At 72.0% G+C, this 23,798-nt stretch carries 18 protein-coding genes and 1 tRNA gene; 8 read left to right on the top strand and 11 right to left on the bottom strand.

The genetic code is table 11. The features are described from left to right. Nucleotides 1-75 precede the first annotated feature (75 nt). The 3 genes from DEJ46_RS23580 to DEJ46_RS23570 all read right to left on the bottom strand — a co-directional run bounded on the left by DEJ46_RS23580 (nt 76) and on the right by DEJ46_RS23570 (nt 5,019). Entirely contained in the window at nt 76-2,523 is a 2,448-nt protein-coding gene (locus tag DEJ46_RS23580) for a trypsin-like serine protease (RefSeq protein WP_150269390.1), read from the bottom strand. Nucleotides 2,524-2,669: 146 nt separating this feature from the next. Then, nucleotides 2,670-4,313 carry a S1 family peptidase gene (locus DEJ46_RS23575; protein ID WP_150269388.1) on the bottom strand — a complete coding sequence of 548 codons (1,644 nt, stop codon included), beginning with the start codon at nt 4,311-4,313 and terminating at the stop codon, nt 2,670-2,672. Nucleotides 4,314-4,488: 175 nt separating this feature from the next. After that, on the bottom strand, nt 4,489-5,019 hold the full coding sequence (locus tag DEJ46_RS23570; RefSeq protein WP_150269386.1) for a hypothetical protein: 531 nt from the start codon (nt 5,017-5,019) through the stop codon (nt 4,489-4,491). Nucleotides 5,020-5,596: 577 nt separating this feature from the next. Between DEJ46_RS23570 and DEJ46_RS23565 the strand changes: the two genes are divergently transcribed. The 3 genes from DEJ46_RS23565 (at nt 5,597) to DEJ46_RS23555 (ending at nt 9,961) form a co-directional block, all read left to right on the top strand. Beyond that, nucleotides 5,597-6,127: a hypothetical protein gene (locus DEJ46_RS23565; protein ID WP_150269386.1), complete on the top strand. Its 531-nt coding sequence runs from the start codon at nt 5,597-5,599 to the stop codon at nt 6,125-6,127. A gap of 64 nt (nt 6,128-6,191) precedes the next feature. Further along, the gene (locus DEJ46_RS23560; RefSeq protein WP_150269384.1) at nt 6,192-9,488 is read left to right on the top strand and encodes an ALF repeat-containing protein; all 3,297 of its coding nucleotides are present in this window, start codon (nt 6,192-6,194) and stop codon (nt 9,486-9,488) included. A gap of 92 nt (nt 9,489-9,580) precedes the next feature. After that, complete coding sequence (locus tag DEJ46_RS23555; RefSeq protein ID WP_150269381.1) at nt 9,581-9,961, top strand: hypothetical protein; 381 nt, start codon at nt 9,581-9,583, stop codon at nt 9,959-9,961. A 117-nt stretch (nt 9,962-10,078) separates the two neighbouring features. On the opposite strand, the gene DEJ46_RS23550 is transcribed toward DEJ46_RS23555, so the two are convergent. The 7 genes from DEJ46_RS23550 to galU form a co-directional block, all read right to left on the bottom strand. Then, nucleotides 10,079-10,152: transfer RNA gene (locus tag DEJ46_RS23550), tRNA-Ala, on the bottom strand. 93 nt (nt 10,153-10,245) lie between these two features. Then, a complete protein-coding gene (glpR, locus tag DEJ46_RS23545; RefSeq protein ID WP_150269379.1) occupies nt 10,246-11,295 on the bottom strand; it encodes a gephyrin-like molybdotransferase receptor GlpR in 1,050 nt (349 codons plus the stop codon). Between the two features lie 137 nt (nt 11,296-11,432). Beyond that, nucleotides 11,433-12,044: a GNAT family N-acetyltransferase gene (locus DEJ46_RS23540; protein ID WP_150269377.1), complete on the bottom strand. Its 612-nt coding sequence runs from the start codon at nt 12,042-12,044 to the stop codon at nt 11,433-11,435. After that, entirely contained in the window at nt 12,041-12,577 is a 537-nt protein-coding gene (locus DEJ46_RS23535) for a molybdenum cofactor biosynthesis protein B (RefSeq protein ID WP_223835027.1), read from the bottom strand. Before DEJ46_RS23535 ends, DEJ46_RS23540 begins: the two co-directional genes overlap by 4 nt. Next, on the bottom strand, nt 12,574-13,059 hold the full coding sequence (moaC, locus tag DEJ46_RS23530) for a cyclic pyranopterin monophosphate synthase MoaC (protein WP_055642986.1): 486 nt from the start codon (nt 13,057-13,059) through the stop codon (nt 12,574-12,576). The genes DEJ46_RS23535 and moaC overlap by 4 nt, the downstream gene beginning before the upstream one ends. 58 nt (nt 13,060-13,117) lie before the next feature. Next, the gene (glp, locus tag DEJ46_RS23525; RefSeq protein WP_223835025.1) at nt 13,118-14,530 is read right to left on the bottom strand and encodes a gephyrin-like molybdotransferase Glp; all 1,413 of its coding nucleotides are present in this window, start codon (nt 14,528-14,530) and stop codon (nt 13,118-13,120) included. Nucleotides 14,531-14,534: 4 nt separating this feature from the next. After that, complete coding sequence (galU, locus tag DEJ46_RS23520) at nt 14,535-15,446, bottom strand: UTP--glucose-1-phosphate uridylyltransferase GalU (RefSeq protein WP_150269375.1); 912 nt, start codon at nt 15,444-15,446, stop codon at nt 14,535-14,537. Nucleotides 15,447-15,549: 103 nt separating this feature from the next. On the opposite strand from galU, the gene DEJ46_RS23515 reads away from it, so the two are divergent. After that, the gene (locus DEJ46_RS23515; protein ID WP_150269372.1) at nt 15,550-16,164 is read left to right on the top strand and encodes a 5-formyltetrahydrofolate cyclo-ligase; all 615 of its coding nucleotides are present in this window, start codon (nt 15,550-15,552) and stop codon (nt 16,162-16,164) included. Between the two features lie 7 nt (nt 16,165-16,171). On the opposite strand, the gene DEJ46_RS23510 is transcribed toward DEJ46_RS23515, so the two are convergent. Further along, complete coding sequence (locus DEJ46_RS23510; RefSeq protein WP_150269371.1) at nt 16,172-18,949, bottom strand: penicillin acylase family protein; 2,778 nt, start codon at nt 18,947-18,949, stop codon at nt 16,172-16,174. 259 nt (nt 18,950-19,208) lie between these two features. Here DEJ46_RS23510 and DEJ46_RS23505 point away from each other — a divergent pair, with 259 nt between their 5' ends. The 4 genes from DEJ46_RS23505 (at nt 19,209) to DEJ46_RS23485 (ending at nt 23,656) form a co-directional block, all read left to right on the top strand. Further along, a complete protein-coding gene (locus tag DEJ46_RS23505) occupies nt 19,209-20,792 on the top strand; it encodes a potassium/proton antiporter (RefSeq protein ID WP_263411755.1) in 1,584 nt (527 codons plus the stop codon). Nucleotides 20,793-21,043: 251 nt separating this feature from the next. Further along, on the top strand, nt 21,044-22,312 hold the full coding sequence (locus DEJ46_RS23495) for an MFS transporter (RefSeq protein WP_150269367.1): 1,269 nt from the start codon (nt 21,044-21,046) through the stop codon (nt 22,310-22,312). Nucleotides 22,313-22,380: 68 nt separating this feature from the next. Further along, a complete protein-coding gene (locus DEJ46_RS23490; protein WP_150269365.1) occupies nt 22,381-22,728 on the top strand; it encodes an FmdB family zinc ribbon protein in 348 nt (115 codons plus the stop codon). An 82-nt stretch (nt 22,729-22,810) separates the two neighbouring features. Further along, complete coding sequence (locus tag DEJ46_RS23485) at nt 22,811-23,656, top strand: S-methyl-5'-thioadenosine phosphorylase (protein WP_150269363.1); 846 nt, start codon at nt 22,811-22,813, stop codon at nt 23,654-23,656. The last annotated feature ends 142 nt before the right edge of the window (nt 23,657-23,798 follow it).

Here is a 23,798-nt window from a genome sequence, read left to right as displayed (position 1 = left end):
CCGGGTACAACGCGACGGGCCCCGTCCCTCATCAGGACGGGACCTGATGAGGGGCGGGGCCGGCGGTACGGGGTGCTACCTGGTCGTGACGGCGGCGAGGTCGGCGGGGCCGGTGAGGGCGCCCGGGACCTCGCGCCAGGAGGCCCAGCCGCCCGTCACGGCTTCGAGGGTGACATTCCGGACCGCGCCGTCGGTTCCGGTGGCGTAGACGTGGACGTTGCCGGCGGCGGAGACGCTGGTGACGCGGGTCAGACCGCTGCCGCCGATCCGGGTCCAGGACGGCTTCCACATCCCGGCGAGGTAGTCGGCGCTCTGGTTGTACAGGGCTCCGTCGGAGCCGACGGCCTGGACCTGGACGGTCTCCCCGACGCGCGCGGCCGCGATGTCCTTGGCGTCGGCGAGGGAGCCGGGGATCTCGCCCCAGACGGTCCAGGTGCCGTTGCGGGTGTCGAGGTCGCGCCCGTAGGCCTTGCCGCCCGCGATCCCGTAGAGGCGGACGAACCGGCCCGCCTTCACACTGGTGAGCCGGGTCAGGCCGGTGACACCGCTCACCGGGGTCCAGGTGTCGTTCCAGCGCCCGGTGTTGTAGTTGCCGACCTGGGTGTGGAGGTCGCCGCCGGAGCCGATGATCTGCACGTACAGGACGTTGTCGATCATGCTGGCGGACACGTCCTTGACGCCGCCCGCGCCGCCGGGGATCTCGTACCAGTCGGCCCAGGTGCCGGTCCGCGGGTCGTACTCACGGTCGTAGACCTTGCCGCCCGCGACACCGACGTAGCGGACGATGGCGCCGTGGGCGACGCCGGTGAGCGAGGTGATCGGCGCGCCGCCGATGTCGTTCCACCGGGCGCCGAAGGCTCCGGTGGCCAGGTTGCCGCTCTGGGCGAACATCGTGCTGCCCGCGGCCGCGCCCAGCGTCACCGCGGATGGCGCGACGGAGACGGCGGCGCTCACGTCCGCGGCGCCGGAGAGGCTGCCCTGGATCTCCTCGAACGCGCTCCAGTCGTCGGTGGCCGCGTTCAGCGCCGCGTTGGTGATCCTTCCACCGGCGCCGACGGCGTAGAGCTCGACGGATTCCCCGGACGGGACGCTGGTGATGCGCGTGAGGTCGGAGCCGCCCACCTTGCGCCACGTCTCGTTCCAGCGGCCGGCGTCGTAGTCGCCGAACTGGGTCCAGATCGCGCCGTCGGAGCCGATGATCTGCACGTGGACGTTGTTGCCGATGGTGCTGGAAGCGATGTCCACGGCGCCGCCGGCGCCGCCCGGGACGGCGCCCCACGCGGTCCACTTGCCGGTCCGGGTGTCGAAGTCGCGGCCGTAGACCTCGCCGCCCCCGATGCCCTGGACCCGAACCGTCGTGCCGGAGACGGCGCTGGTGATGTGGGAGAGCCCGGTGGCCCCGACGGCGGACCAGGTGTCGTTCCAGCGTCCGGCCCGGTAGTCGGCGGCCTGGGCGTACAGGTTGCCCTCCGAGCCGACGATCAGTACGTGGACGGTGTCGCCGACGAGCGCGGCGGTGACGTCCTTGGCGCCCGCGGCGCCGCCCGGGACCTCGCCCCAGCCCGACCACCTGCCGGTACCGGTCTCGAAGTCCTGGCCGTAGACCCGGCCGCCTGCGATGGCGTACGCGCGGATCACGTCGCCGTGGCGGACCGTGCTCACCCGGGAGACGTCAAGCCCGTCCACCTTCCCCCAGGACGACCCGAACTCGCCGTAGCCGAGGTCCCCGGACTGCGACCACATCGTCCCGCCGCCCCCGGCGAGCAGGGTGACCTGACCTCCGTTGCGCGGGGCGACGACCTGGTCGATCCACTGGCCGACGTTGTCGGTGCGGGCGGAGACCGCTCCCGTACGGGTCTCCGTCTCGCCCAGGCAGCCGCCCTGCCAGGAGCGGGAGTTGATGGCGACGAGTTCGCCGGCGGCGTTGAGGAGCGGTCCGCCGGTGTCGCCCTTGCACAGGACGTCGGTGCCCTTGCCGGTGACGGCCAGGGTGGTGGAGGTGCTGGAATCGGTGGTGAAGGTGCCGGTGTGCAGCTTCTCCGGGACCCACTCCGTCTTCGTCCGCCCAAACCCCGCCGCCGTCAGCTCGGCCCCGATCGCCGGAGCGCCGGTGGCCCGCTTGACGGGGGCGATGTCGGTGACGGGGGAGGCCAGGCGGGCCAGGACCAGATCGCGGTCGGCGGCGCTCGCGGAGACCTCCACGATCCGGCGGGTCTGGCCCCCGGCGAAGGTGGCGGTGGTCCGCGCGGCGGGCTCCCCGGCCTTGACGGCCTCACCGGGCGTGGCGGCCAGGCAGGACGCGGCGGTCAGGACCCAGCGCGCGCTCACCAGCGTGGCGGTGCAGGCACGGCTGCCGGGCTCGTCGCCGACGCTCAGCATCGCGGCGTAGGCGTGCGTGCCGGCACCGGATTCGGGGCCCACGAGGGCCTGGGCGGAGCCGGCCGAGACCAGGCTCGCGGCGACGGCGGTGGCGGTGACGAGCAGGCAGGTCATGCGCACCGCTCGGGGGCGGATCTCAGACATGGGGTTTTCCTTCGCGAAGTACGCTCTGCGGTGGCGCGCCGGTGTCCGCCGAGCCGGAGGGCTCCACGGACACCGGGCAACGCGCGTGCCGGGGGATGCCACCCGGAGGTGAGGCGTGGCGGGCGGTCAAGCCGCCCGCCCTGCCGTCACGGGGTCCAGGTGGCGGTGATGGCGAGGCTGCCCGGGGCGGCCGGCAGACCCTGGAGGGGGACCGTGACGGGGGTGTCCCAGGTGCGGTCGGCGTGACGGATGGTGTGCAGCGCCTTGTCGTCGGCCGTGGTGACGGCCAGCTGGAACTCGCCGTTGACGGAGGCCGCGGCCACGGACTTGGCGGTGACGGTGCCGAGGATGGGCTTCAGGTCACCGAGGGGCGACCAGGAGCCGTCGGCATAGCGGATGGCGTGGTACTGGCGGGTGCCGTTGTCGGTGGCGAGGACGATCTGCGCGTCGCCGCCGGTGCCGGCCATGGTGACCCCGGTGACGGGGCCGGTGGAGCCGAGGACGCCGGCGACGTCGCCCCATCCGACCCAGTGGCCGGTGGTGTTGCGGACGGTGTGGTAGGCCTTGCCGCCGCTGACGGCGGTGACCTGGATCTGTCCGCCCGCGCTGGTCACGGCCGCGGTCGTGACCTTGCCGATCGGTCCGGCGACGCCCGCCACGTCACCGAAGCGGGTCCAGTGTCCGGAGGCATTGCGGACGGTGTGGAAGACCTTGCCGTCGGCGACGGCGACGACGTGGAGGTCGTAGCCGATGTTGACGGCGGTCACCTGGGTGAGGTTGGCCAGGGCGCCGGTCTCGCCGAAGACGTAGCCGAACGAGCCCCACGTACCGTCCTCCTTGCGGATGGTGTGGAACAGATCGCCGCTGCCGCTGATGGCCAGGACGTGGGTGTCGCCGTTCATGCCGACGACGGCGGAGGAGCGGATGCCGCCGAGGTTCCCCGCCTTGGACTGGACGTCGGTGAAGCCGGTCCAGGAACCGTCGGGCAGCCGGATGCCCTGGTAGACGCTGTTTCCGGACTGTACGGCGGTGGCCGTCTTCCAGCCGGAGGTCCGCGAACGGTGCTCGTCGATCCACTCGCCCAGGTCGTCGGTGCGGGCGGAGACGGCGCCCGTACGGGTCTCCGTGGCGGGGACTTCGAGGCAGCCGCCCTGCCAGGAGCGGGAGTTGACGCCGACGAGTTCGCCGGCGGCGTTGAGGAGCGGTCCGCCGGTGTCGCCCTTGCACAGGACGTCGGTGCCCTTGCCGGTGACGGCCAGGGTGGTGGAGGTGCTGGAATCGGTGGTGAAGGTGCCGGTGTGCAGCTTCTCCGGGGCCCACTCCGTCTTGGTCCGCCCGAATCCGGCCGCCGTCAGCTCGGCCCCGGTCGCGGGGGCGGTGGTGGCGCGCTTGACGCCCGCGATGCCGGTCGCGGGGGTGGCCAGGCGGGCAAGCACAACGTCGCGGTCGGCGCGCGGGGCGAGCTCGCTGACCTCGACGGTCCTCGCGTCGCCGAGGGTGACGACCGTCTTGAGGGCCGGCTTCCCGGCCGGGACCTCGGCGCCCGGCGTGGCGCCGAAGCAGCTCGCGGCGGTCAGGACCCAGGAGGCGTCGACGAGCGTGCCCGTGCAGCCACGGCTGTTCGTCTCGTCGCCGATGTTCAGCTTCACGGTGTACGCGTGCTGACCGGCCGGGGCCTCGGGACCGTGGAGGGCCACGGCGGGTCCGGCCGACACCAGCCCCGCGGCGAGCGCGGTGGCCGTGGCGAGCAGGCAGGTCATCTGCGCGGTGCGCGGACGGAGGGCATGCATGAGGAACTTCCTTGCGAGTCAGGGGTCGGTGCGCGGGCACGTCGGAGGACGGTGGCACGGGTGGTCGAGCGCAGCCGGAATCCGGCGCGGGCCTCGAAGGTGCGCGAGGCCGTCCCGTCCGGTGTCGACGGCTGTCCTGTCGACGGTCGTCCAGTGGTTCGGGGGTGTGCCGGGGTTACCGGGCTGCGACGATCTGCAGCAGGGTGAAGTCACGGCCCTGGGGGTCGGCGGTCTCGCCGATGTTGTTCCAGGAGTTCTTCTTGAGGTCGTAGGACTGCTCTTCCTCGCCGGTGGCCATGTGGACCTTGACGGCGTAGTCGTTGGCCTTGGCGCCGATGACAGCGGGGATTTCGAGGTCGAGGCGTCCGGTCTTCCCGGTGACCTTGAAGCAGAAGAGGCCGCGTCCGACGGGGTCGGCCTCGTCCATGCCGCGGGCGCGGATCTCGATGAGGCCGGGAGTGCCGCAGGTGGCGAGCGTGATGTGTCCGTCGCCGCTCTTGAGCTTGATGCCGCGTTCCTGGAAGATCCGGGCGGCATCGGGGTACTCGAAGGTCTCCACCGCCAGCGGGGGCAGCGGGGGATCGATGGATACGGCGGGGGCGGGGGTGGCGTTGGCCACGGAGACCCCGCTCTGGACCGCCACACCGAGGGTGATGGCCGTGACGCCCGCGGCGAAGACCGCGGTCGTCCGTGAGAAAAGCTTCATGTCTCTGTTTCCTCGTCATCTATAGGACGTCCGGCGGCGCGTGAGGGCACACGCATGCCCTGCGAACGGAGGTGGTGAGGCAGGCGCGGACCGCACCGCGGGCGGCGCGACGCAGCGTCGAACCGCCTGCGGAACAGGTCACTCGACGGGAGCCGACACACTCCGGCCCCCAAGCCGGATGTGTCCCCCGGGAACCCGTGGCGGCGATCTTCCGAGGGAGACGTTAGCGATCGAACCCCGAGTTATCAATCCTGGATGAGCGACCATCAACGGAGGTTGATTTACGCGGGCTTCGGGCATACGGTCGTGCCAGCCCGGGACGAGGCCGCGCACTGACGCCTCGTCACCGGACCTGTTCCGGGGCACCGCCGGCCCCGACCCACCTCGGTGGACGACCGGCCGCCGACCCGTCGGGCTCGACCCCGACGGCACCCACCTCCGCACAAGGGCCCGCATCACCAGGGGCGTTCACGAACCCACGACCACCCACCCGCACCGACGGGTGCTCGGACGCGCCCGAACCCCAGGGTCACGGCGCGGGTTCGGCCTGCCTCACCACTGACGAGGAAACAGAGACATGAAGCTTTTCTCACGGACGACCGCGGTCTTCGCCGCGGGCGTCACGGCCATCACCCTCGGTGTGGCGGTCCAGAGCGGGGTCTCCGTGGCCAACGCCACCCCCGCCCCCGCCGTATCCATCGATCCCCCGCTGCCCCCGCTGGCGGTGGAGACCTTCGAGTACCCCGATGCCGCCCGGATCTTCCAGGAACGCGGCATCAAGCTCAAGAGCGGCGACGGACACATCACGCTCGCCACCTGCGGCACTCCCGGCCTCATCGAGATCCGCGCCCGCGGCATGGACGAGGCCGACCCCGTCGGACGCGGCCTCTTCTGCTTCAAGGTCACCGGGAAGACCGGACGCCTCGACCTCGAAATCCCCGCTGTCATCGGCGCCAAGGCCAACGACTACGCCGTCAAGGTCCACATGGCCACCGGCGAGGAAGAGCAGTCCTACGACCTCAAGAAGAACTCCTGGAACAACATCGGCGAGACCGCCGACCCCCAGGGCCGTGACTTCACCCTGCTGCAGATCGTCGCAGCCCGGTAACCCCGGCACACCCCCGAACCACTCATTCACGGCACCCAATTGAGACCACGTGGAGTTGTTCCGCATGACTGACAGAAGTCGCTCGAGACGGCGACGCGGTACCGGCATATCAGGGCTCGCCCTGGGCCTGACGCTGAGCCTGCTCGGCTCGACATGGGCCGAATCCGCCGCCGCGGCCGAAGTGGGCCTGCCCACGGACGCGCGCGCACAGGTCCTCGACGCCTGGCACCTCGGCGGCCGCGCGGTACGCGCGGAAGCGGAGGCCGCGCTCGTCGGCGGCGACGAGAACCTCAAGGCCTTCCTCGACACGGGCCTGGTCCGCGCCCGCACCGAGGACGAACGCGTCGCCGTCCTGGCGATGCTCAACTACGCCGGCCCGGGCGTACGGGCGGCGGTCCAGCGCGCGCTCTCCGGTTCGGACGTCGAACTGCACGTCTTCGTGACGGAGGGCTACAAGAACCCCCTGAACGACGACCGCAGGGCCGCGGTGCTCAACATCCTGGGGACCGGTGGGAAGGCGATCACCCGCGAGGCCAACAAGGCGCTCGACGACGGCTCCCCCACGGTCCTCGAAGCCTTCCTCAAGACGGGCCAGCACAAGGCCCGCGAGGAGGACGAGCGCGCCGCGGCCTTCACCATGCTCAACGACGCCGGGCCGAACCTGACCCAGGCCGTCAACCGGGCCCTCGACGGAACCGCGGCCGACATCAGCCGGCTGCTGGAGAAAGACCAGTACCTGGCCCGGGCGCGCGACCAGGAATCGCTGACGATCGGCCAGCTGGTGGAGCAGGCCGAGAGCGCGGGGCGCCGGGCCCGTGAGGCCACGCAGGCGGCCAAGGACGCCTCCGAGCGAGCCGAGGCGGCATCCGCCGAGGCCAAGAAGGCAGCCCTGAAGGCGGCCGCGGAGAGCGCCCAGGCACAGTCCGACTCCGTCAAGGCGTCACGCGCCGCCGGACGCGCGGCCGACGCGGCGCAGGGCGCCGCCGACGCGGCCCGGACGGCGATCTCGGCCTCGCGGACGGCGATCTCCGCCGCCAAGACGGCGGCCTCCGCCGCCCAGGCCGCGGCCGGCGCGGCGGCTGCCGCGTCGAAGGCCTCGGTCCGCGCCCGCGACGCCGCCTCCGCGGCGTCCCAGGACGCCTCCCAGGCCGGCGCCGCCAGCGAGGCCGCCAAGACGGCCCGTGACACGGCGAAGATGGCCCGCAGGGCGGCGGACGCCGCCAAGGCGGCCGCCGACGCGGGTGTCTCGGCCCAGCAGTCGAGCGAGGCCGCGGCGCGCGCCGGGCAGAACGCGGCCGCCTCCGCCGAGGCCGCGGCCGACGCCGCCGCGGCCTCCGGCGTCTCCCAGGCGCAGGCCGATCGCGCCAGGCAGGCCGCGAACCTCGCCCGGTCCGCCGCCAACACCGCGACGCTCGCGGCCGACCGGGCGGGGAAGCTCGCCGCCCGCGCCGCGACCGAGGCACGGGCGGCGGGAGCCGCCGCCAGCAGTGCCGCCGTGCATGCCGACGCCGCCGCGGCGGCCGCCGAGGAGGCGGCCGCCCACGCCGGACAGGCGGTGGACTGGGCCAACAAGGCCACGGCGAACGCCAACGCGGCCATCGCGGCCGCCGAGGACGCCGGCCGAGCGGTGGAGCAGGCCAAGGGGATCGCCCAGCTCGCCCGCGACACCGAGGCCGCCGAGCTCGCCGAGGAGCGCGCGCTGGCCATCGAGGTGGCCAAGGAGTTCAAGGCCGAGGAGAGCCGGTACCTGGCCCTGACCCAGAAGAACCAGGCCCAGGAGCAGTCGACCACCCTGGAGACCAAGGACCTGCTGAACCGGGCGAGCACCGAGCCCGACGAGGCCAAGGCCGCCTCCCTCGGCCGCAAGGCCGCGCTCAACCTGATGGACTCCTCGGGAGTCTGGACGCGCCAGGCGGCGCAGGAGGCACTGACCACCGACGACGAAGGCGTGGTCGGCTGGGCGAAGGAGGGGTACACCGACGCGGCGCAGCTCGACGACCGGGAGAAGGTCCTCACGCTGGCCAAGCTCAACAGGGTCGTCCTCTCGGAGGCCGCGCAGCGGACCCTGGAGAGCGACGACCCGCAAGCCGTGACCAACTTCCTGGTCAACGGCGCCAGGGACGTGCAGGCGGACGACTACCGCGCGGCCGTGCTGAAGTCCCTGAACGGCGCCGGCAAGGCGGTGACCGCGGCCGCCAACGCCGCGCTGGACAACGGCAGCATCCAGGCTCTGCACAAGTTCCTGCTCGTCGACCACTCCATCGCGAAGACCGAGGACGACCGCGCGGCGACGCTGGCCGCGCTGAAGGATGCCGGGCCCAATGTGGAGGCCGCGGCCCAGGCTGCCCTCGAGGGCCCGCAGTGGATGGTGCAGCAGTTCGTCGACTACGCCTACTACAAGGCTCAGGAGGCGGACCGGGACACCGCGACCCACGTGGAGTCCGTCAGCGCGCAGATCAGCGCGGCGGCGCGGATCGCCGCGACCGCCTACCAGGACGCCGCGGAGGCTTCCGAGGCGGCCGCCCTGGCCCGCAAGGCGGGCGAGGAAGCCGTGATGTGGGCGACGAAGGCGTCCAAGTCGGCGCAGGACGCGCGCTCGTTCGCGGACGAGGCGGCCGCCTCGTCCAGGGCCGCCGACAAGTCCGCCGCGGAGGCGCAGGTATCGGCGAACACCGCGGCGTCGGCGGCGGCGTCCGCGCGTACCGCGAGCCGTCAGGCCAACTACTCGGCCAACCAGGCAGCCCAGTCGGCCCGGGACGCGGTGGCCTCGGCCGCCAGTGCCCAGGCCTCCGCCGATCTCGCGCACGCCGCCCAGCTCGCCGCCGGAAAGAGCGCCGACGAGGCCAGGGCCGCGCGGGACGAGGCCCAGCAGGTCGCCGAGCAGAAGCGCAGGGACGAGATCACCGTCGAGGCCGCGAAGGCGGCCGAGTCGGCTCGTCAGAACGAGGCGAACAACGTCGACCCGGCCGACACGCCGGCCAACGACAGCATCGTCATGGGCCCGACCGAGGCGGAGGAGAAGGCCTCCGCCGCCAGGACGGCCACGCAGATGGCGACGATCAGCGCGGGCCTCGGCGGGGCCGCGATCGCCGTGGCCTTCGTTCCGGGCCTGCAGCCGCTCGCGGCGGGTCTGGCCGGGGCGTCGCTGGTGTTCGCCGGCATCAGCACGCTCTACAACGGCAAGGCCTATGGCTGGAAGAGCAAGCAGTTCGTCACCGGTGTCGGCGGCATGGCCCTGAGCATCGGTCTCGGTGGTGTGGGAAGTCTCGCGGCTTCCATGGCGGTCACCAACACCGGTAAGGCAGCGGTCAGCGGCATCAACAACGCGGCGTCGACCCTCGTAGGCTGGTTCACGAGGTAGGACGATCGACCGGACGGGCGGCGGGGGAGTCCCTCGCCGCCCGTCCGGGACGGCACGCCTCATCCGCCCCTCAGACGGAAAGAGCATCGGTGATGGACAGAGCCTCCCCGCTGTGGTGGGTCTTCGCAGCAGGCACCGCGGCGCTCCAGCTCGCGGTGATGTTCCCGGGCATGGTCACCCGAGGGCAGAAGATCTTCGTTTCCTGTGGTCCGGTGGCGACATTCCTCGCGTTGATGGCCTTCAGCGCGGTCAACGGATGGCCCCTCACCCGGATGCTTCCCTGTTACTGCGCGATCAACCTGGGCATCATCACGGGCATGTTGGGCCACAGGAAGGCGCTTCGCTCCTACATGGCCGACCGGGCGGAGAACCCGAGCCTGCCCGAGGACGGAACGGCGACCCCGTGGGCCCTCCAGATGGCGCTCACCCTCCCCGTCTTCCTCGGCCTGGCCTTCTGGTACATGCGCGGCTGAGCCCGCGTCGTTTCCGCCCCCATGAGGGAGAGGGGAAACGACGAAGATCCCGCCCGATCTTCTGATCGGACGGGATCTCGTCACCGTTCCCGAGAGCTACTCGCGAACTGTCGTTTGTGGACCTGTGGGGATTTGAACCCCAGACCCCCTCGATGCGAACGAGGTGCGCTACCAGACTGCGCCACAGGCCCTTGCGACGTGTGAAACATTAGCATCCCTTCCGGCTCACGCAAAAATCCGTTCCGCCGCAGGTCACCGGGGGCCGTCGCGGGCCCCCGGCGGGGTCACTCGTTGGCCGCCCGGGGGCGGTCGTCCTCCGCGTACTGGTCGAAGAGGGGGGTGCGGCCGTCGTCGCGGCCGCGGCGGGGCGGGGTGGCGCGGCGGCGGGGTGCCGGGGACGGGGCCGGGGTCGGGTCGGCGGCCGTGGAGGAGCGGGCCGCGCTCCAGGTCTCCGGGTCCGTGATGTCGACGCCGCTCGACGCGCGCGGGGCGACCGGCGCCGTCACGTACGTGGGGAGCGGGACCGGGACCGGCTCCCAGCTGTCGCCGCGGGCCGGGCCGCGCTCGCGCTGCTGGTCCACCCACTCCGCGTGGTCCGTCTGCTCGACCAGGGCGCGGCGGCCCGCCTCCTGCGGGGACACGGGCGGCGTCGAGACCGGGGCCTGGTCGGCCTCCGGCTCGGGCGTCGGGGCGGGGCGCCGGCTCTCGCGCAGCCGGGCCGCCGCCGCTTCCGCGCGGCGCCGGTCCATCACGTACACGAAGCGGCGGCGCTCCTGGACCCGCAGGTGCACGATGTACGCGCTCAGGAGCAGCGCCGGGACCGCGGGCACCCAGAGGAAGGCGACACCGCCGACGGCCGCGACGACCGCGCCGAGGGTGAACCCGGCGAAGAGGAGCGTCGTGGTGCGCCGGCGCCGGGCGAGGACCTTGCCCCGGCGGGCCCGCTCGGCCGCCGCGCCGCTCGTGGCGGGGCGCGCCGGCGCGGGGGCCGGCTCCGGTGCGGGTTCCGGCTCGGGCTCCGGGAGTTCGAGGCGCGCCTCGGTCCTGGCCGCGGGCGCGGAAAAGGCCCGGACGTCGACCGAGCTCAGTTGCTCGGTCGCCGCGTCCGGGTCCACGTCGGGCGTCGGTCCCTCCGCCGTACGGTCCCGCTCCTTGAGCTCCTTGGCGTACCGGCGCTCCATTCCCGCCCGTCCGGACAGCAGCCGGATGGCGGTGCTGAAGCGTTCCGTCGGACGGGCTTCGTTCAGCTCGTCCTGCCTGCGGAGCCACATCGGCACCAAGTAGGCGGCCCAGGCCCCGACGATGACTGCGTAGATGAGGCCGCTGCTGCTCACGCCTCACACGGTAGAGGGGTTCACGGGAGGGCATCGGCCAATTGGCCCGGTGTGTCGCACGATCTGGCTGATATCACTGAACTTTTTTGTGATTGTTCAGATCGTTTGCGTTCCAACTACCGATAAAATTCGAACACTTATTTTATTCTTGCCTGCCGCCAGCGCCGCAGCAATCCCTCCGGCACCTCCTCCACCGTCAGCGCGAAGACCAGATGGTCCCGCCACGCGCCGTCGATGTGGAGATAGCGGGGCCGCATCCCCTCCTCGCGGAAGCCGAGCTTCTCGACGACCCGGCGCGAAGGGCCGTTCTCCGGGCGGATGCACACCTCCATCCGGTGCAGCCCGACGGTGCGGAAGCAGTGGTCGACGGCGAGCGCGACCGCCGTCGGCATCACCCCGCGCCCGGCCACCTCGCTGTCCACCCAGTAGCCCACGTGCCCCGAGCACATCGAGCCCCAGGTGATCCCGGCCACCGTCAACTGCCCGACGAGACGCCCCTGGTACTCGATGACGAACGGCAGCATCCGGCCCGCCTTCGCCTCCGACCGCAGATGGCGGACCATCTGACGGTACGTCGGCCGCTGCGCGACCGGGCCGCTCGGCGCCGGAGGCGGCACCGTCGCCTCCCAGGGCCGCAGCCACTCGCGGTTGCGCCGGTTCACCTCGCGCCAGGCCCGCTGGTCGCTCATCTTTATCGGGCGGAGGACGACGTCCCCGTCCACGAGGACCGCGGGCCAGGACGGGATCATGACGTTCTCGGGTGGTCGCCGCCGCGGATCTGGTCGACGGCGTGCCGCAGCAGCGGCTCCAGGACGGCCAGGCCGTCCTTCACCCCGCCGGGGGACCCCGGCAGGTTCACGATCAGCGTGCCGTCCGCGACACCGGCGAGACCGCGCGAGAGCGCCGCCGTCGGCACCTTCTCCCGGCCGTACGCGCGGATCGCCTCCGGGATGCCCGGGATCTCGCGGTCCAGGACCCGGCGGGTCGCCTCGGGGGTCTCGTCGGTGGGCGAGATGCCCGTACCGCCGGTCGTGACGATCACGTCGTATCCGGCGGAGACGCCCGCCCGCAGCGCGGCCTCGACCGGCGCCCCGTCCGGGACGATCTGCGGGCCGTCCACCGTGAAGCCCATGGCGGTCAGGCCCTCGGCGATCAGCGGGCCGCCCTTGTCCTCGTAGACCCCCGCCGACGCCCGGTTCGAGGCGGTGACGACCAGCGCCCGGTACGGGGAGGGCGGGGCGTCGTGCTCGTGCACGCCGGCCACCCGGCCGCCGCGCGTCACGAGCCGCTCCGCGTCCAGTGACCCGACTTGCCGCCCGTCTTCTCCTCCACCCGTACGTCGGAGATGACCGCGCCCTTGTCGACCGCCTTGATCATGTCGACGACCGTCAGGGCCGCCACCGAGACCGCCGTCAGGGCCTCCATCTCGACGCCCGTGCGGTCCGTGGTCTTCACCGTCGCCAGGATCTCGACCGCCTCGTCCGTGACGGCCAGGTCGAGGGTGACGCCCGAGACGGCGAGCGGGTGGCAGAGCGGGATCAGGTCGGGGGTCTTCTTCGCCCCCATGATCCCGGCGATCCGGGCCGTCGCGAGCGCGTCGCCCTTCGGGACCCCCTCGCCGCGCAGCAGCTCGATCACGCGCGGCGAGACGAGGACCCGCCCGCTGGCCCGCGCGGTGCGGGCCGTGACGTCCTTCGCGGAGACGTCGACCATGCGGGCCGCCCCCGCCTCGTCGATGTGGGTGAGACCTTGCTGCGTGCTCATGGCCGTGACACTCCCGGTCGCTGTATGGGGACGACACCGTACCCCCACCCTCGCCCCCTCAGCCGAGGAGGACCACTTCCAGCTCGCTGCCCGGCTCGACGCCGTCGGCCTCCTCCGGGACCACGAGCAGGCAGTCCGCGTGCGCGAGGGCCGCGACGAGATGCGAGCCGGCACCGCCCACGGGAGTGACGGTGCCCGCCTCCGGGTCGTACGTGCCACGGAGGAACTGGCGGCGGCCGGACGGGGACGACAGCGCCTTGTCGGCGGCGAGGACCGCCCGGACCGTCGGCCTGTGCAGGTCCTTCACCCCCATCAGGGCCCGGATCGCGGGCCGCACGAACAGCTCGAAGGAGACGTACGAGGACACCGGATTGCCCGGCAGCGCGAGCAGGGGGATCTGCTCCTCGCCGATCGCGCCGAAGCCCTGAGGCTTGCCCGGCTGCATCGCCAGCTTCCGGAAGTCGACCTGCCCGTCCGCGGTCAGCGCCTCCTTCACCACGTCGTACGCCCCGACGCTCACCCCGCCCGTCGTCACGATCAGGTCCGCCCGGATGAGCTGGTCCTCGATCGTGGCCCGCAGCGTCTCGGCGTCGTCGGTGACCGCGCCCACCCGGTAGGCGAGGGCGCCGGCGTCCCGCGCGGCGGCGGCCAGCGCGAAGCTGTTGGAGTCGTGGATCTGGCCCTCGCCCAGCGGCTCGCCGGGCTGGACCAGCTCGCTGCCGGTGGAGATCACGACCACCCGGGGGCGGGGACGCACCCGGACCGTGCCCCGGCCGATCGCCGCGAGCAGCCCGATCTGCGGCGGCCCCAGGACCGTGCCCGCGGCGAGCGCCAGCTCCCCGGCCCGTACGTCGCTGCCGCGCGCGCGGACGTGCGCGCGGGCCTCGGCCTCGCGGTGCACCCGCACCTCGCCGCCAGCGCCCTCGGGGGCGGCGCTCGCGGCGCGCATGCCGGTGGCCGCGCCCTCGCCCGTACCGCCGTCGGTCCACTCGACGGGGACGACTGCCTCGGCGCCGGGCGGCAGCGGGGCTCCCGTCATGATCCGGGCGGCCTGCCCGGGGCCGACGGTGGGCAGCCCGCCGTCACCGGCGGCGACGTCCCCGATGACCGTGAGGACGGCGGGGAACTCCTCGGTGGCACCGGCGACATCGGCGACCCGCACCGCGTACCCGTCCATGGAGCTGTTGTCGAAGGGCGGCAGCGCGACCGGCACCGTCACGTCCTCGACCAGGACACAGCCCTGCGCGTCGAGCAGCTGGAGCTCGATGGGTTCGAGCGGGCCGACCGTCGCGAGGATGTCGGCGAGGTGCTCGTCCACCGACCACAGACCGCGGGCCGGGCCCTCGCAGGGGTCCGCCGGGCCGGGCACGGCGCCGTGCCCGGCGCCGTGCGCGTGCTCGTGGCCGTGCTCGTGGCCCTGTTCGTCGGACGGGTGCTCGTCGGACGGCGACGGTGCCGCGCTGCTGCTCAAGGTCCTACATCTCCTCGCTGACATACCTCCGGAGCCAGTCCCGGAAGTCCGGTCCCAGATCTTCACGTTCGCACGCGAGTCTGACAATGGCACGCAGATAGTCCCCGCGGTCACCGGTGTCATAGCGGCGGCCCTTGAACACGACACCGTGCACCGGCCCGCCGATCTTCTCGTCGGCGGCGAGCTTCTGCAGGGCGTCGGTCAGCTGGATCTCCCCGCCGCGGCCCGGCTCGGTCTCCCGGAGCATCCCGAAGACGGCCGGGTCCAGTACGTAGCGGCCGATGATCGCGTAGTTGCTCGGAGCCTCCGCCGGCTCCGGCTTCTCGACCAGGTCCGTCACCCGCACCACGTCCGAGTCGGCGGTCGCCTCGACGGCCGCGCAGCCGTACAGGTGGATCTGCGAGGGCTCGACCTCCATCAGTGCGATCACACTGCCGCCCTCGCGCTCCTGGACCTCCACCATCCGCGCGAGCAGCGGGTCGCGGGGGTCGATCAGGTCGTCGCCGAGGAGCACCGCGAAGGGCTGGTCGCCGACGTGCGGGGCCGCGCACAGCACCGCGTGGCCGAGGCCGCGCGGGGCGCCCTGGCGCACGTAGTGCATGGTGGCGAGGTCGCTGGACTCCTGGACCTTGGAGAGGCGCTCGTCGTCGCCCTTCCGGATCAGAGCTTCCTCCAGCTCGTAGTTCCGGTCGAAGTGGTCCTCAAGGGGACGCTTGTTGCGGCCGGTGATCATCAGAACGTCCGAGAGGCCGGCCGCGACGGCCTCCTCGACGACGTACTGGATCGCCGGTTTGTCGACGACCGGCAGCATCTCCTTCGGCGTCGCCTTGGTGGCCGGGAGGAAGCGGGTGCCGAGGCCCGCGGCCGGGATGACAGCCTTGCTGATCCGGCCGAGCCTGGGGAGCGACTGATTCATGGGTGCACCTTAGTCGTTCGGAATGAGAGAAAGATGTGGCTTCGATTAACTTCATGCACATAAAGACAGTTACGAGACTTTCGTGAATTCCGATGAGGTACCCATGGCATCCGAGACATCCGAGTCGTCCGAAAAGACCCTGCTGCGCAGTCGACTTCTGGCCGCCCGCGCCGCCCTGAGCGCCGAGTCCCGTGCGGAGGCGGCCGAGTCGCTCGCCCGCCACGGGCTGGAACTGGCCGAGCTCGCCGGGGCGTCCACCGTCGCCGCCTACGTCTCCGTGGGCCGCGAGCCGGGCACGCGCGCACTGCTCGACGCCCTGCACGCGCGCGGGGTGCGGGTCCTGCTTCCCGTACTCCTGCCCGACAACGACCTGGACTGGGCCTCGTACGAAGGTCCGGAGCATCCGGAGCGGCTCGCGAAGGCCGGCCGCGGACTCCTCGAACCGGTCGGCCCCCGCCTCGGGCCCGAGGCCGTCTGCGCCGCCGACGCCGTCCTGCTGCCGGGCCTCGCGGTCGACGGGCGCGGGATGCGGCTCGGGCGGGGCGGCGGCTCGTACGACCGGGTCCTCGCCCGGCTCGCGCGGGCGGGCAAGGACCCCGCCCTCGTCGTGCTCCTGTACGCGGACGAGGTGGTCGCCCGGGTCCCGGAGGAACCGCACGACCACCCCGTGCACGCCGTGGTGACCCCGGCCGGGGTCACCCGCTTCCGTACCGCCTGATCAGGGATCAGGGCTTGAGGACCAGCGTGTCCTTCGCCGCCGCGTCGACCGCCGCCTTGCCGTAGGCCCAGTCGTACAGCTCGCCCTTCGCCCAGGTGTCCGTCTGGTCGGTGTAGTTCGAGTGGAAGGCGTGGCCGGAGGCGCCGGTCAGGTTGACCCACCGGGACTTGTCCCAGTCGCCGACGTTGACCACCATCCGCATCGACGGCACCCAGATGACCTCGTAGCCGCCGGCCGCGTTCCAGCCGGTCGCGTCGACCGCCGCCTCGCCGCCGCCCAGGTTCCACGGGCCGCGGTTGAGGAGCTGCTGCACGGCGCCGGGTCCGGCGGTGCCGAGGGTCTGGTTCTTCAGGGTCAGCTGGTGCAGCCGGCCCCAGCTCCAGGTGGTGATGTCCTTGCCGAGCTTGGCGGTCAGCTCCCAGCGGGCGTCCTTCATGGCCCGGGCGAGCAGCTGGTCACGGGTCTCGGTGGCCGCGTCCGTGCGGTTGCCCGGGGTCGTCCACCACTCGCTCTTCTCCTGCTTGAGGAGCGGGCGGACCACCTCGTACCAGCGGTCGCCGCCGTCCGGCTGCGCGGAGTCGGGGTCGCGCTCGCCGCACTCGCGGACGAGCTTGTTCTGCTCGTCGACCGGTCCGGTGGCCTCGGCCGGGAGCACGTTGATGCAGTCGCCCTCGGCGCGCAGCTCCTTGGGCAGCTTGTCGCCGAAGGCGAGCTTGAGGACGTTACGCCAGACCGCGTTGAAGTAGGCGGCTGCGGCCGAGTCGGGCTCCTGGGTGTAGTCCCAGCCCTCCAGCAGCTTCTGCGCCTCGCGGACGTACGGGTCGGAGATGTCGACCTTCAGCAGGAGCGGGTTGAGCAGCGTCGCGATCTCGCTGCGGTTGTCCGTCTGCATGGTCCGCATGTCGTCCGGCGAGATCTTTCCGCCGTCCTTGGTCTTCGACTCGATGAGGTCGTTGATCCGCTGGCTGCGCGAGCCGTAGCCCCAGTCCTTGGTGAGCAGGTCGGGGTAGGTCTTCTGGTCGATCACGGCCTGGTTGGCGGTGACGATGTAGCCGCGGTCCGGGTTGAACTCGTACGGCAGCCTGTCGAAGGGGATGTAGCCCTTCCACCGGTACGTGGAGTCCCAGCCCGGCGCCGGGAGCGTGCCGTCGCCCTTGGTCCGCTGCGGGATCTTGCCCGGGGACTGGTAGCCGATGTTGCCCTCGGTGTCGGCGTAGATCAGGTTCTGGGACGGGACCTCGAAGTTCTTGGCCGCGGCCCGGAAGGTGGTGAAGTCCTTGGCGCGGTCGAGCGCGAAGATCGCGTCCATCGACTTGCCGGGCTGGAGCGCCGTCCACTGGAGGGAGACGCCGTAGCCCGTCCCGCGGTCGGGGGCGGCGTTGCCGACGGGGGCCTTCTGGCCGACCGTCTCCAGCTCGGAGGAGCGGTCGGAGACGAGCGGGCCGCGCTCGGTGGATCGGACCGTGATCTTCCGGTCCTCACCGCCGGCGACCTTGATGACCTCGTCGCGGGTGATGAACGGCTTGACCTTGCCGTCGACGAGGTAGCCGTCGGGGCCGATCTTCTCCAGATAGAGGTCGGTGACGTCGGCGCCCAGGTTGGTGAGACCCCAGGCGATCTTGTCGTTGTGGCCGATGATCACGCCGGGCATGCCGGAGAAGGTGTAGCCGGCGACGTCGTAGCGGCAGGTCGCCGAGACCGAGCGGCAGTGCAGACCCATCTGGTACCAGAGGGACGGCAGCTGCGGCGAGAGGTGCGGGTCGTTGGCCAGGAGCGGCTTGCCCGAGGTCGTCTTCTCGCCGGCGACGACCCAGGAGTTCGAGCCGATGCCGTTGCCGTTGGGGCCGAGGAGTGCCGGGATGCCGTCGAGGACCTCGGAGAGCGCGCCGAGCTGGGCGTCCGCCCCGCTGCCGCCGGAGGAACCGGAGCCGGAGGAACCGGAACCGCCGGGGCCGGTGCCAGGGGTCTCACCGGTCGTGGCCCCGTCGCCCTCGGTCGCCTCGGCCGCCGGGTCGAACTTCCCGGTGGTGTCGTCGACGGCACCCTTGTCGAGGATCGGCTGGTGGAGCTTGTATGGGTACTCCGGGTAGAGCTGCTTGATCTGGCTCGCGCTCATCCGGCTCGTCATCAGCGAGCGGTCGATCTCGTCCTGCATGTTGCCGCGCAGGTCCCAGGCCATGGCCTTGAGCCAGGCCACCGAGTCGACCGGGGTCCACGGCTCGATCGTGTAGTCGTTGGTGAAGGACAGGGCCGCGTACTCGACGGAGATGTCCTTCGGGGCCCGGTCCTTGAGGTAGGCGTTGACGCCCTCCGCGTAGGCCTTGAGGTACTTCTTCGTCTCGGCCGACAGGACCGTGTCGTACTCCTGCTGCGCGACCCGGCGCCAGCCGAGCGTGCGCAGGAAGGAGTCCGTCTCGATCTGGCTCTCGCCGAACATCTCGGAGAGGCGGCCCGCGGTCACGTGCCGGCGGACGTCCATCTCGTAGAAGCGGTCCTGCGCCTGGACGTAGCCCTGGGCGCGGAAGAGGTCCGTCTCGTTGTCCGCGTAGATCTGCGGGACGCCGTTCGCGTCGCGCTTCACCTCGACGTCGGCGGAGAGGCTGTCGAGCCGGATCGCGCCCGTGGTCTGCGGGAACGAGGCCCGGACAGTACTGACACCCCAGTACCCGCCGAATCCGATGCCCGCGACCAGTGCGAGGACCAGGACGAGGAGGAGCAGACGGGCGCGCCGCCCTTTCTTCTTGGCGGTCTTCTTGCCGGGGGGCGCGGTCGTGTTGGAGGGCATCGCTGTCCTTCGAGGGGCAGGGTGGTCCTGGAGTACGGGTGCAACCTTAGGCGCAGCGTCCTGAGGGCCCGGACTCGGTGTCAGGAAGAGAACCGTACTGATGAGCGGGCGGGCGCAAAGAGGGCGTCAAGAAAACGTTAAAGATTAGGTAAGGTAACGAAGTGTCGGCCGCTGGAGGAACGATCCAGCTGCATGCGAGGGGAAGGAACGGCCACTGACTGTCCACGAGCTCAACGAACTACTGCTCATCTGCTCGCTGGTGTTGCTGATCGCCGTCGCGGCCGTGCGGATCTCGTCGCGGAGCGGGCTCCCCAGCCTGCTGCTCTACCTCGGGATCGGCGTCGCGATAGGACAGGACGGCATCGGCAACGTCGCCTTCGACAACGCGGAGCTGACCCAGGTCATCGGCTACGCGGCCCTCGTCGTGATCCTCGCCGAGGGTGGCCTCGGCACGAAGTGGAAGGAGATCAGGCCGGCCCTGCCGGCCGCCGTCGTCCTCTCCACCGTCGGCGTCGCCGTCAGCGTCGGCATCACGGCCGCGGCCGCCCACTACCTCGTCGGCCTGGAGTGGCGGCAGGCGCTGATCATCGGCGCCGTCGTCTCCTCCACCGACGCCGCCGCGGTCTTCTCCGTGCTGCGCAAGGTGCCGCTGCCGTCCCGGGTCACCGGCGTCCTGGAGGCCGAGTCCGGCTTCAACGACGCCCCCGTCGTCATCCTCGTCGTCGCCTTCTCCACCGCCGGCCCCGTCGACTCCTGGTACGTCCTCGTCGGGACGATCGCCCTGGAGCTCGCCATCGGCGTCGCCGTCGGCCTCGCCGTCGGCTTCCTCGGCGCGTACGGCCTCCGGCACGTCGCCCTGCCCGCCTCCGGCCTCTACCCGATCGCCGTCATGGCCATCGCGGTCGTGGCGTACGCGGCCGGCGCGCTGGCCCACGGCTCCGGCTTCCTCGCCGTCTACCTGGCCGCGATGATCCTCGGCAACGCCAAGCTGCCGCACGCGCCCGCCAACCGCGGCTTCGCCGAGGGGCTCGGCTGGATCGCCCAGATCGGCATGTTCGTCCTGCTCGGCCTGCTCGTCACCCCGCACGAGCTCGTCCACGACTTCTGGCCCGCCGTCGTCATCGGCCTCGTCCTGACGATGGTCGCGCGGCCGATGGAGGTCCTGGTCAGCCTGGCGCCCTTCCGGATCCCGTGGCAGGAGCAGGCCCTCATGTCCTGGGCCGGCCTGCGCGGAGCCGTCCCCATCATCCTCGCCACCATCCCGATGGTGTCGCAGATCGAGGGCAGCGAGCGGATCTTCAACATCGTCTTCGTCCTCGTCGTCGTCTACACCCTGGTCCAGGGGCCGACGCTGCCCTGGCTGGCCAGGGCGCTGAAGCTGGGCGACTCGTCCGAGGCCGCCGACCTCGGCGTCGAGTCCGCGCCGCTGGAGCGGCTGCGCGGGCACCTGCTCTCCGTCGCCATCCCCAAGAACTCGCGGATGCACGGCGTCGAGGTCGCGGAGCTGCGGCTCCCGGCCGGAGCCGCGGTCACCCTCGTCGTACGCGAGGACAAGAGCTTCGTACCGGGTCCCGCGACCGTCCTGCGCCGCGGCGACGAGCTGCTCGTCGTCGCGACCGACCCCGTGCGGGACGCCACGGAGCGGCGCCTGCGGGCCGTCGGCCAGGGCGGCAAGCTCGCCGGCTGGCTCGGCACGGGCGGCGGCAAGGAGCTGTCCACGACCACCGGCGGGACGGCGATGCGGTTCCACACGCCGGGCGGACGGATCGGCGGACGGACCGGCGGACGGACCGGCGGACAGACCGGCGGACAGACCGGCGGACGGAAGAAAACGTCCGGTTAATCGCAGGCATTATTTCGGGTGCGGGAGCGTTTTCCCAGGCGGGAAGACGCTCTTCCCTGTAGCATGAAGGCACACCTGATCGAACCAACTCTGCCTGACGCAGAGCTGGCGCGACCGTATGGCGGCCGTGGCGCCCCTCCGCAGTGGGGCCGGCCCGGTATCTACCGCAGTAACGCGCATGAGGACAGCTCTCGGCGACACCCGCACCACCGTGCCGGGGCGCGCTACCAGGCGGCAGAAAGGCCAGGACCGTGGCGTCCACGGTCATCTCGGACAAGCGGCCCGGCTACGGGCAGCTGCTGCGCACCCCTGGTGCGCTGTCCTTCCTGCTCCCCGGCTTCGCCGCCCGGCAGCCCTTCGCGATGCTGACCATCGGCATCGTCCTGCTCGTCCAGCACACCACCGGCTCCTTCGGCAGCGCCGGCGCGGTCGCCGCCGTCACCGGCGTCTCCATGGCGCTCTTCGCGCCGCAGAGCGGCAAGCTCGCCGACCGCTTCGGCCAGCGCGCCGTCCTGATCCCCGGCGTCCTCGTCCACACCGCGTCCGTCTCCCTGCTGGTCGTGCTCGCCCTGAGCGGCGCCCCGCTGTGGGCGCTGTTCCTGGCCGCCGTGCCCGCCGGCGCGTCCGTGCCCCAGGTCGGACCGATGGTCCGGGCCCGGTGGGCGGCGAAGCTCGACGGCACCCCGCTGATGCCGACCGCCGCGGCCTTCGAGTCCGTGACCGACGAGTTCACCTTCGTCGTCGGACCCGTCCTCGCGACCGCCCTGTGCACCGGCATCCACCCGGCCGCGGGCCTGATCGCCGAGGCCGCCCTCACCCTCGTCGGCGGCCTGTTCTTCGCCGCGCAGCGCGCCACCCAGCCCGCGTTCGGGATCTCCGCGGCCGCCGCCGAACCCCACCGCTCGGCCCTCTCCATCCCCGGTGTCCGCGTCCTGATCGTCGCCTTCCTCGGCATCGGCTCCGTCTTCGGCGGCATGCAGGTCTCCCTGACCGCCTTCACCGAGGAGATCGGCAACCCCGGCGCCAACGGCCTGCTGTACGGGATCTTCGCCGCCGGCAACATGCTCGCGGGCATCGCGATGGGCGCCGTCGCCTGGAAGGCAGGCCCCCGCCGCCGGATGATCCTCGGCTACGCCGGCCTCACGGTCGCGGCCTCCCTGCTGTGGACCGCGCACTCGGTGCTCCTCCTCGGCGCCCTGGGCCTGGTCGTGGGTCTGTGCATCGCCCCCGCCCTGATCACCGGCTACACCATCGTCGAGACCCTGATCCCGGCGTCGGCCCGTACCGAGGCCTTCACCTGGCTCACCGGCGCCGTCGCGCTCGGCCAGGCCGCGGCCGTCACGATCGCCGGCCGCCTCGCCGACTCCCAGGGATCCAGCGCCGGATTCCTGGTCCCGATGGCCGGCACCGTCCTCGCCCTGGGCACGCTCCTCGCCCTCCGGTCGCGGCTGAAGCCGCGCGAGACCAGCCGGGTCGCGGCACGTGGTATCGGTCACCGCGTGCCGGTGGCGGTGGACTGATCCCACGGAATACGTCAGTATGGATCGTCGTTAGCACTCGATGAGTGTGAGTGCCAGGAGGAAGTCAAGTGCCGACCTACCAGTACCAGTGCACCGAGTGCGGCGAAGGCCTCGAGGCGGTGCAGAAGTTCACCGATGACGCGCTGACCGAATGCCCCAGCTGCAAGGGACGCCTGAAGAAGGTGTTCTCGGCCGTCGGCATCGTCTTCAAGGGCTCCGGCTTCTACCGGAACGACAGCCGCGGCTCGTCGTCCAGCAGCTCGCCGGCCGCGTCGAAGTCCTCGACCCCGTCGTCTTCGTCCTCGTCGTCCTCGACGTCGGACGCGAAGCCGGCCGCGTCGAGCTCGACCGCCACCGCGTCGTCCTCGGCTTCGTCTTCGTCGTCGAGCGCCGGGAGCTCCAGCTCGGCCGCCTGATCCGGTTCCTCGCCGAGGGCCCCGTCGCCATAGGGCGACGGGGCCCTCGGCGTTTCCCCGCACCGCCCGTAGGGTGATCGCCATGGCGACCCATGATGCGTACGCGGACATCGGTGTGATCGGCGGCTCCGGCTTCTACTCCTTCCTTGAGGACGTCACGGAGGTGTCCGTGGACACCCCGTACGGCAGCCCCAGCGACTCCCTCTTCCTCGGCGAGATCGCCGGCCGACGGGTCGCCTTCCTCCCTCGTCACGGCCGCGGCCACACCGTCCCTCCGCACCGGATCAACTACCGCGCCAACCTCTGGGCCCTGCGATCCGTGGGCGTCCGGCAGGTCCTCGGGCCCTGCGCCGTCGGCGGGCTCCGGGAGGAGTACGGGCCGGGCACCCTCGTCGTGCCGGACCAGCTCGTCGACCGGACGAAGACCCGGGCGCAGACGTACTTCGACGGGGAACCGCGGGCCGATGGAGCCGTGCCGAACGTCGTCCACGTGACCTTCGCCGACCCGTACTGCCCCGACGGGCGGCGGGTCGCGGTCAAGGCCGCACGGGGGCGGGGCTGGGAGCCGGTGGACGGCGGCACGATGGTCGTGGTCGAGGGCCCCCGCTTCTCCACCCGGGCCGAGTCGCGGTGGCACGCCGCCGCCGGCTGGTCGGTCGTCGGGATGACGGGGCACCCCGAGGCGGTCCTCGCCCGCGAGCTGGGCCTCTGCTACACCTCGCTCGCGCTGGTCACTGACCTGGACGCGGGCGCCGAGACCGGCGAGGGCGTCTCCCACACCGAGGTGATGCGGGTGTTCGGCGAGAACGTCGGGCGTCTGCGGGACGTGCTGTTCGACGCGGTGGGCACGCTCCCGGCGACGGTCGACCGGGACTGCCTGTGCACGCACGCGCACGACGGCTGGAAGCTGGGGATCGAGCTGCCGTAGCCGCCGCGAACCACCCTCAGGGGTGAGGGAGTTGTCCACAGGCGGCGGGTGATCCCCAGGCCGGAGCGGGGAGGTGGCGGGGCCGGGAGAGTGGGGCGTGGCTCTTCTCCCGATCTCCCGACCAGGGCAGGTCTCCCGATCT

The sequence above is a fragment of the Streptomyces venezuelae genome, from assembly GCF_008642375.1.
GTDB lineage: Bacteria > Actinomycetota > Actinomycetes > Streptomycetales > Streptomycetaceae > Streptomyces > Streptomyces venezuelae_G.
This window is presented reverse-complemented; position numbering and strand designations above follow the sequence as displayed.

What these genes read in the sequence shown, in the direction of transcription:
- DEJ46_RS23580 (WP_150269390.1), bottom strand. Translation starts at nt 2,523, where the DNA reads ATGTCTGAGATCCGCCCCCGAGCGGTGCGCATGACCTGCCTGCTCGTC.
- DEJ46_RS23575 (WP_150269388.1), bottom strand. Translation starts at nt 4,313, where the DNA reads ATGCATGCCCTCCGTCCGCGCACCGCGCAGATGACCTGCCTGCTCGCC.
- DEJ46_RS23570 (WP_150269386.1), bottom strand. Translation starts at nt 5,019, where the DNA reads ATGAAGCTTTTCTCACGGACGACCGCGGTCTTCGCCGCGGGCGTCACG.
- DEJ46_RS23565 (WP_150269386.1), top strand. Translation starts at nt 5,597, where the DNA reads ATGAAGCTTTTCTCACGGACGACCGCGGTCTTCGCCGCGGGCGTCACG.
- DEJ46_RS23560 (WP_150269384.1), top strand. Translation starts at nt 6,192, where the DNA reads ATGACTGACAGAAGTCGCTCGAGACGGCGACGCGGTACCGGCATATCA.
- DEJ46_RS23555 (WP_150269381.1), top strand. Translation starts at nt 9,581, where the DNA reads ATGGACAGAGCCTCCCCGCTGTGGTGGGTCTTCGCAGCAGGCACCGCG.
- DEJ46_RS23540 (WP_150269377.1), bottom strand. Translation starts at nt 12,044, where the DNA reads ATGATCCCGTCCTGGCCCGCGGTCCTCGTGGACGGGGACGTCGTCCTC.
- moaC (WP_055642986.1), bottom strand. Translation starts at nt 13,059, where the DNA reads ATGAGCACGCAGCAAGGTCTCACCCACATCGACGAGGCGGGGGCGGCC.
- galU (WP_150269375.1), bottom strand. Translation starts at nt 15,446, where the DNA reads ATGAATCAGTCGCTCCCCAGGCTCGGCCGGATCAGCAAGGCTGTCATC.
- DEJ46_RS23515 (WP_150269372.1), top strand. Translation starts at nt 15,550, where the DNA reads ATGGCATCCGAGACATCCGAGTCGTCCGAAAAGACCCTGCTGCGCAGT.
- DEJ46_RS23510 (WP_150269371.1), bottom strand. Translation starts at nt 18,949, where the DNA reads ATGCCCTCCAACACGACCGCGCCCCCCGGCAAGAAGACCGCCAAGAAG.
- DEJ46_RS23485 (WP_150269363.1), top strand. Translation starts at nt 22,811, where the DNA reads ATGGCGACCCATGATGCGTACGCGGACATCGGTGTGATCGGCGGCTCC.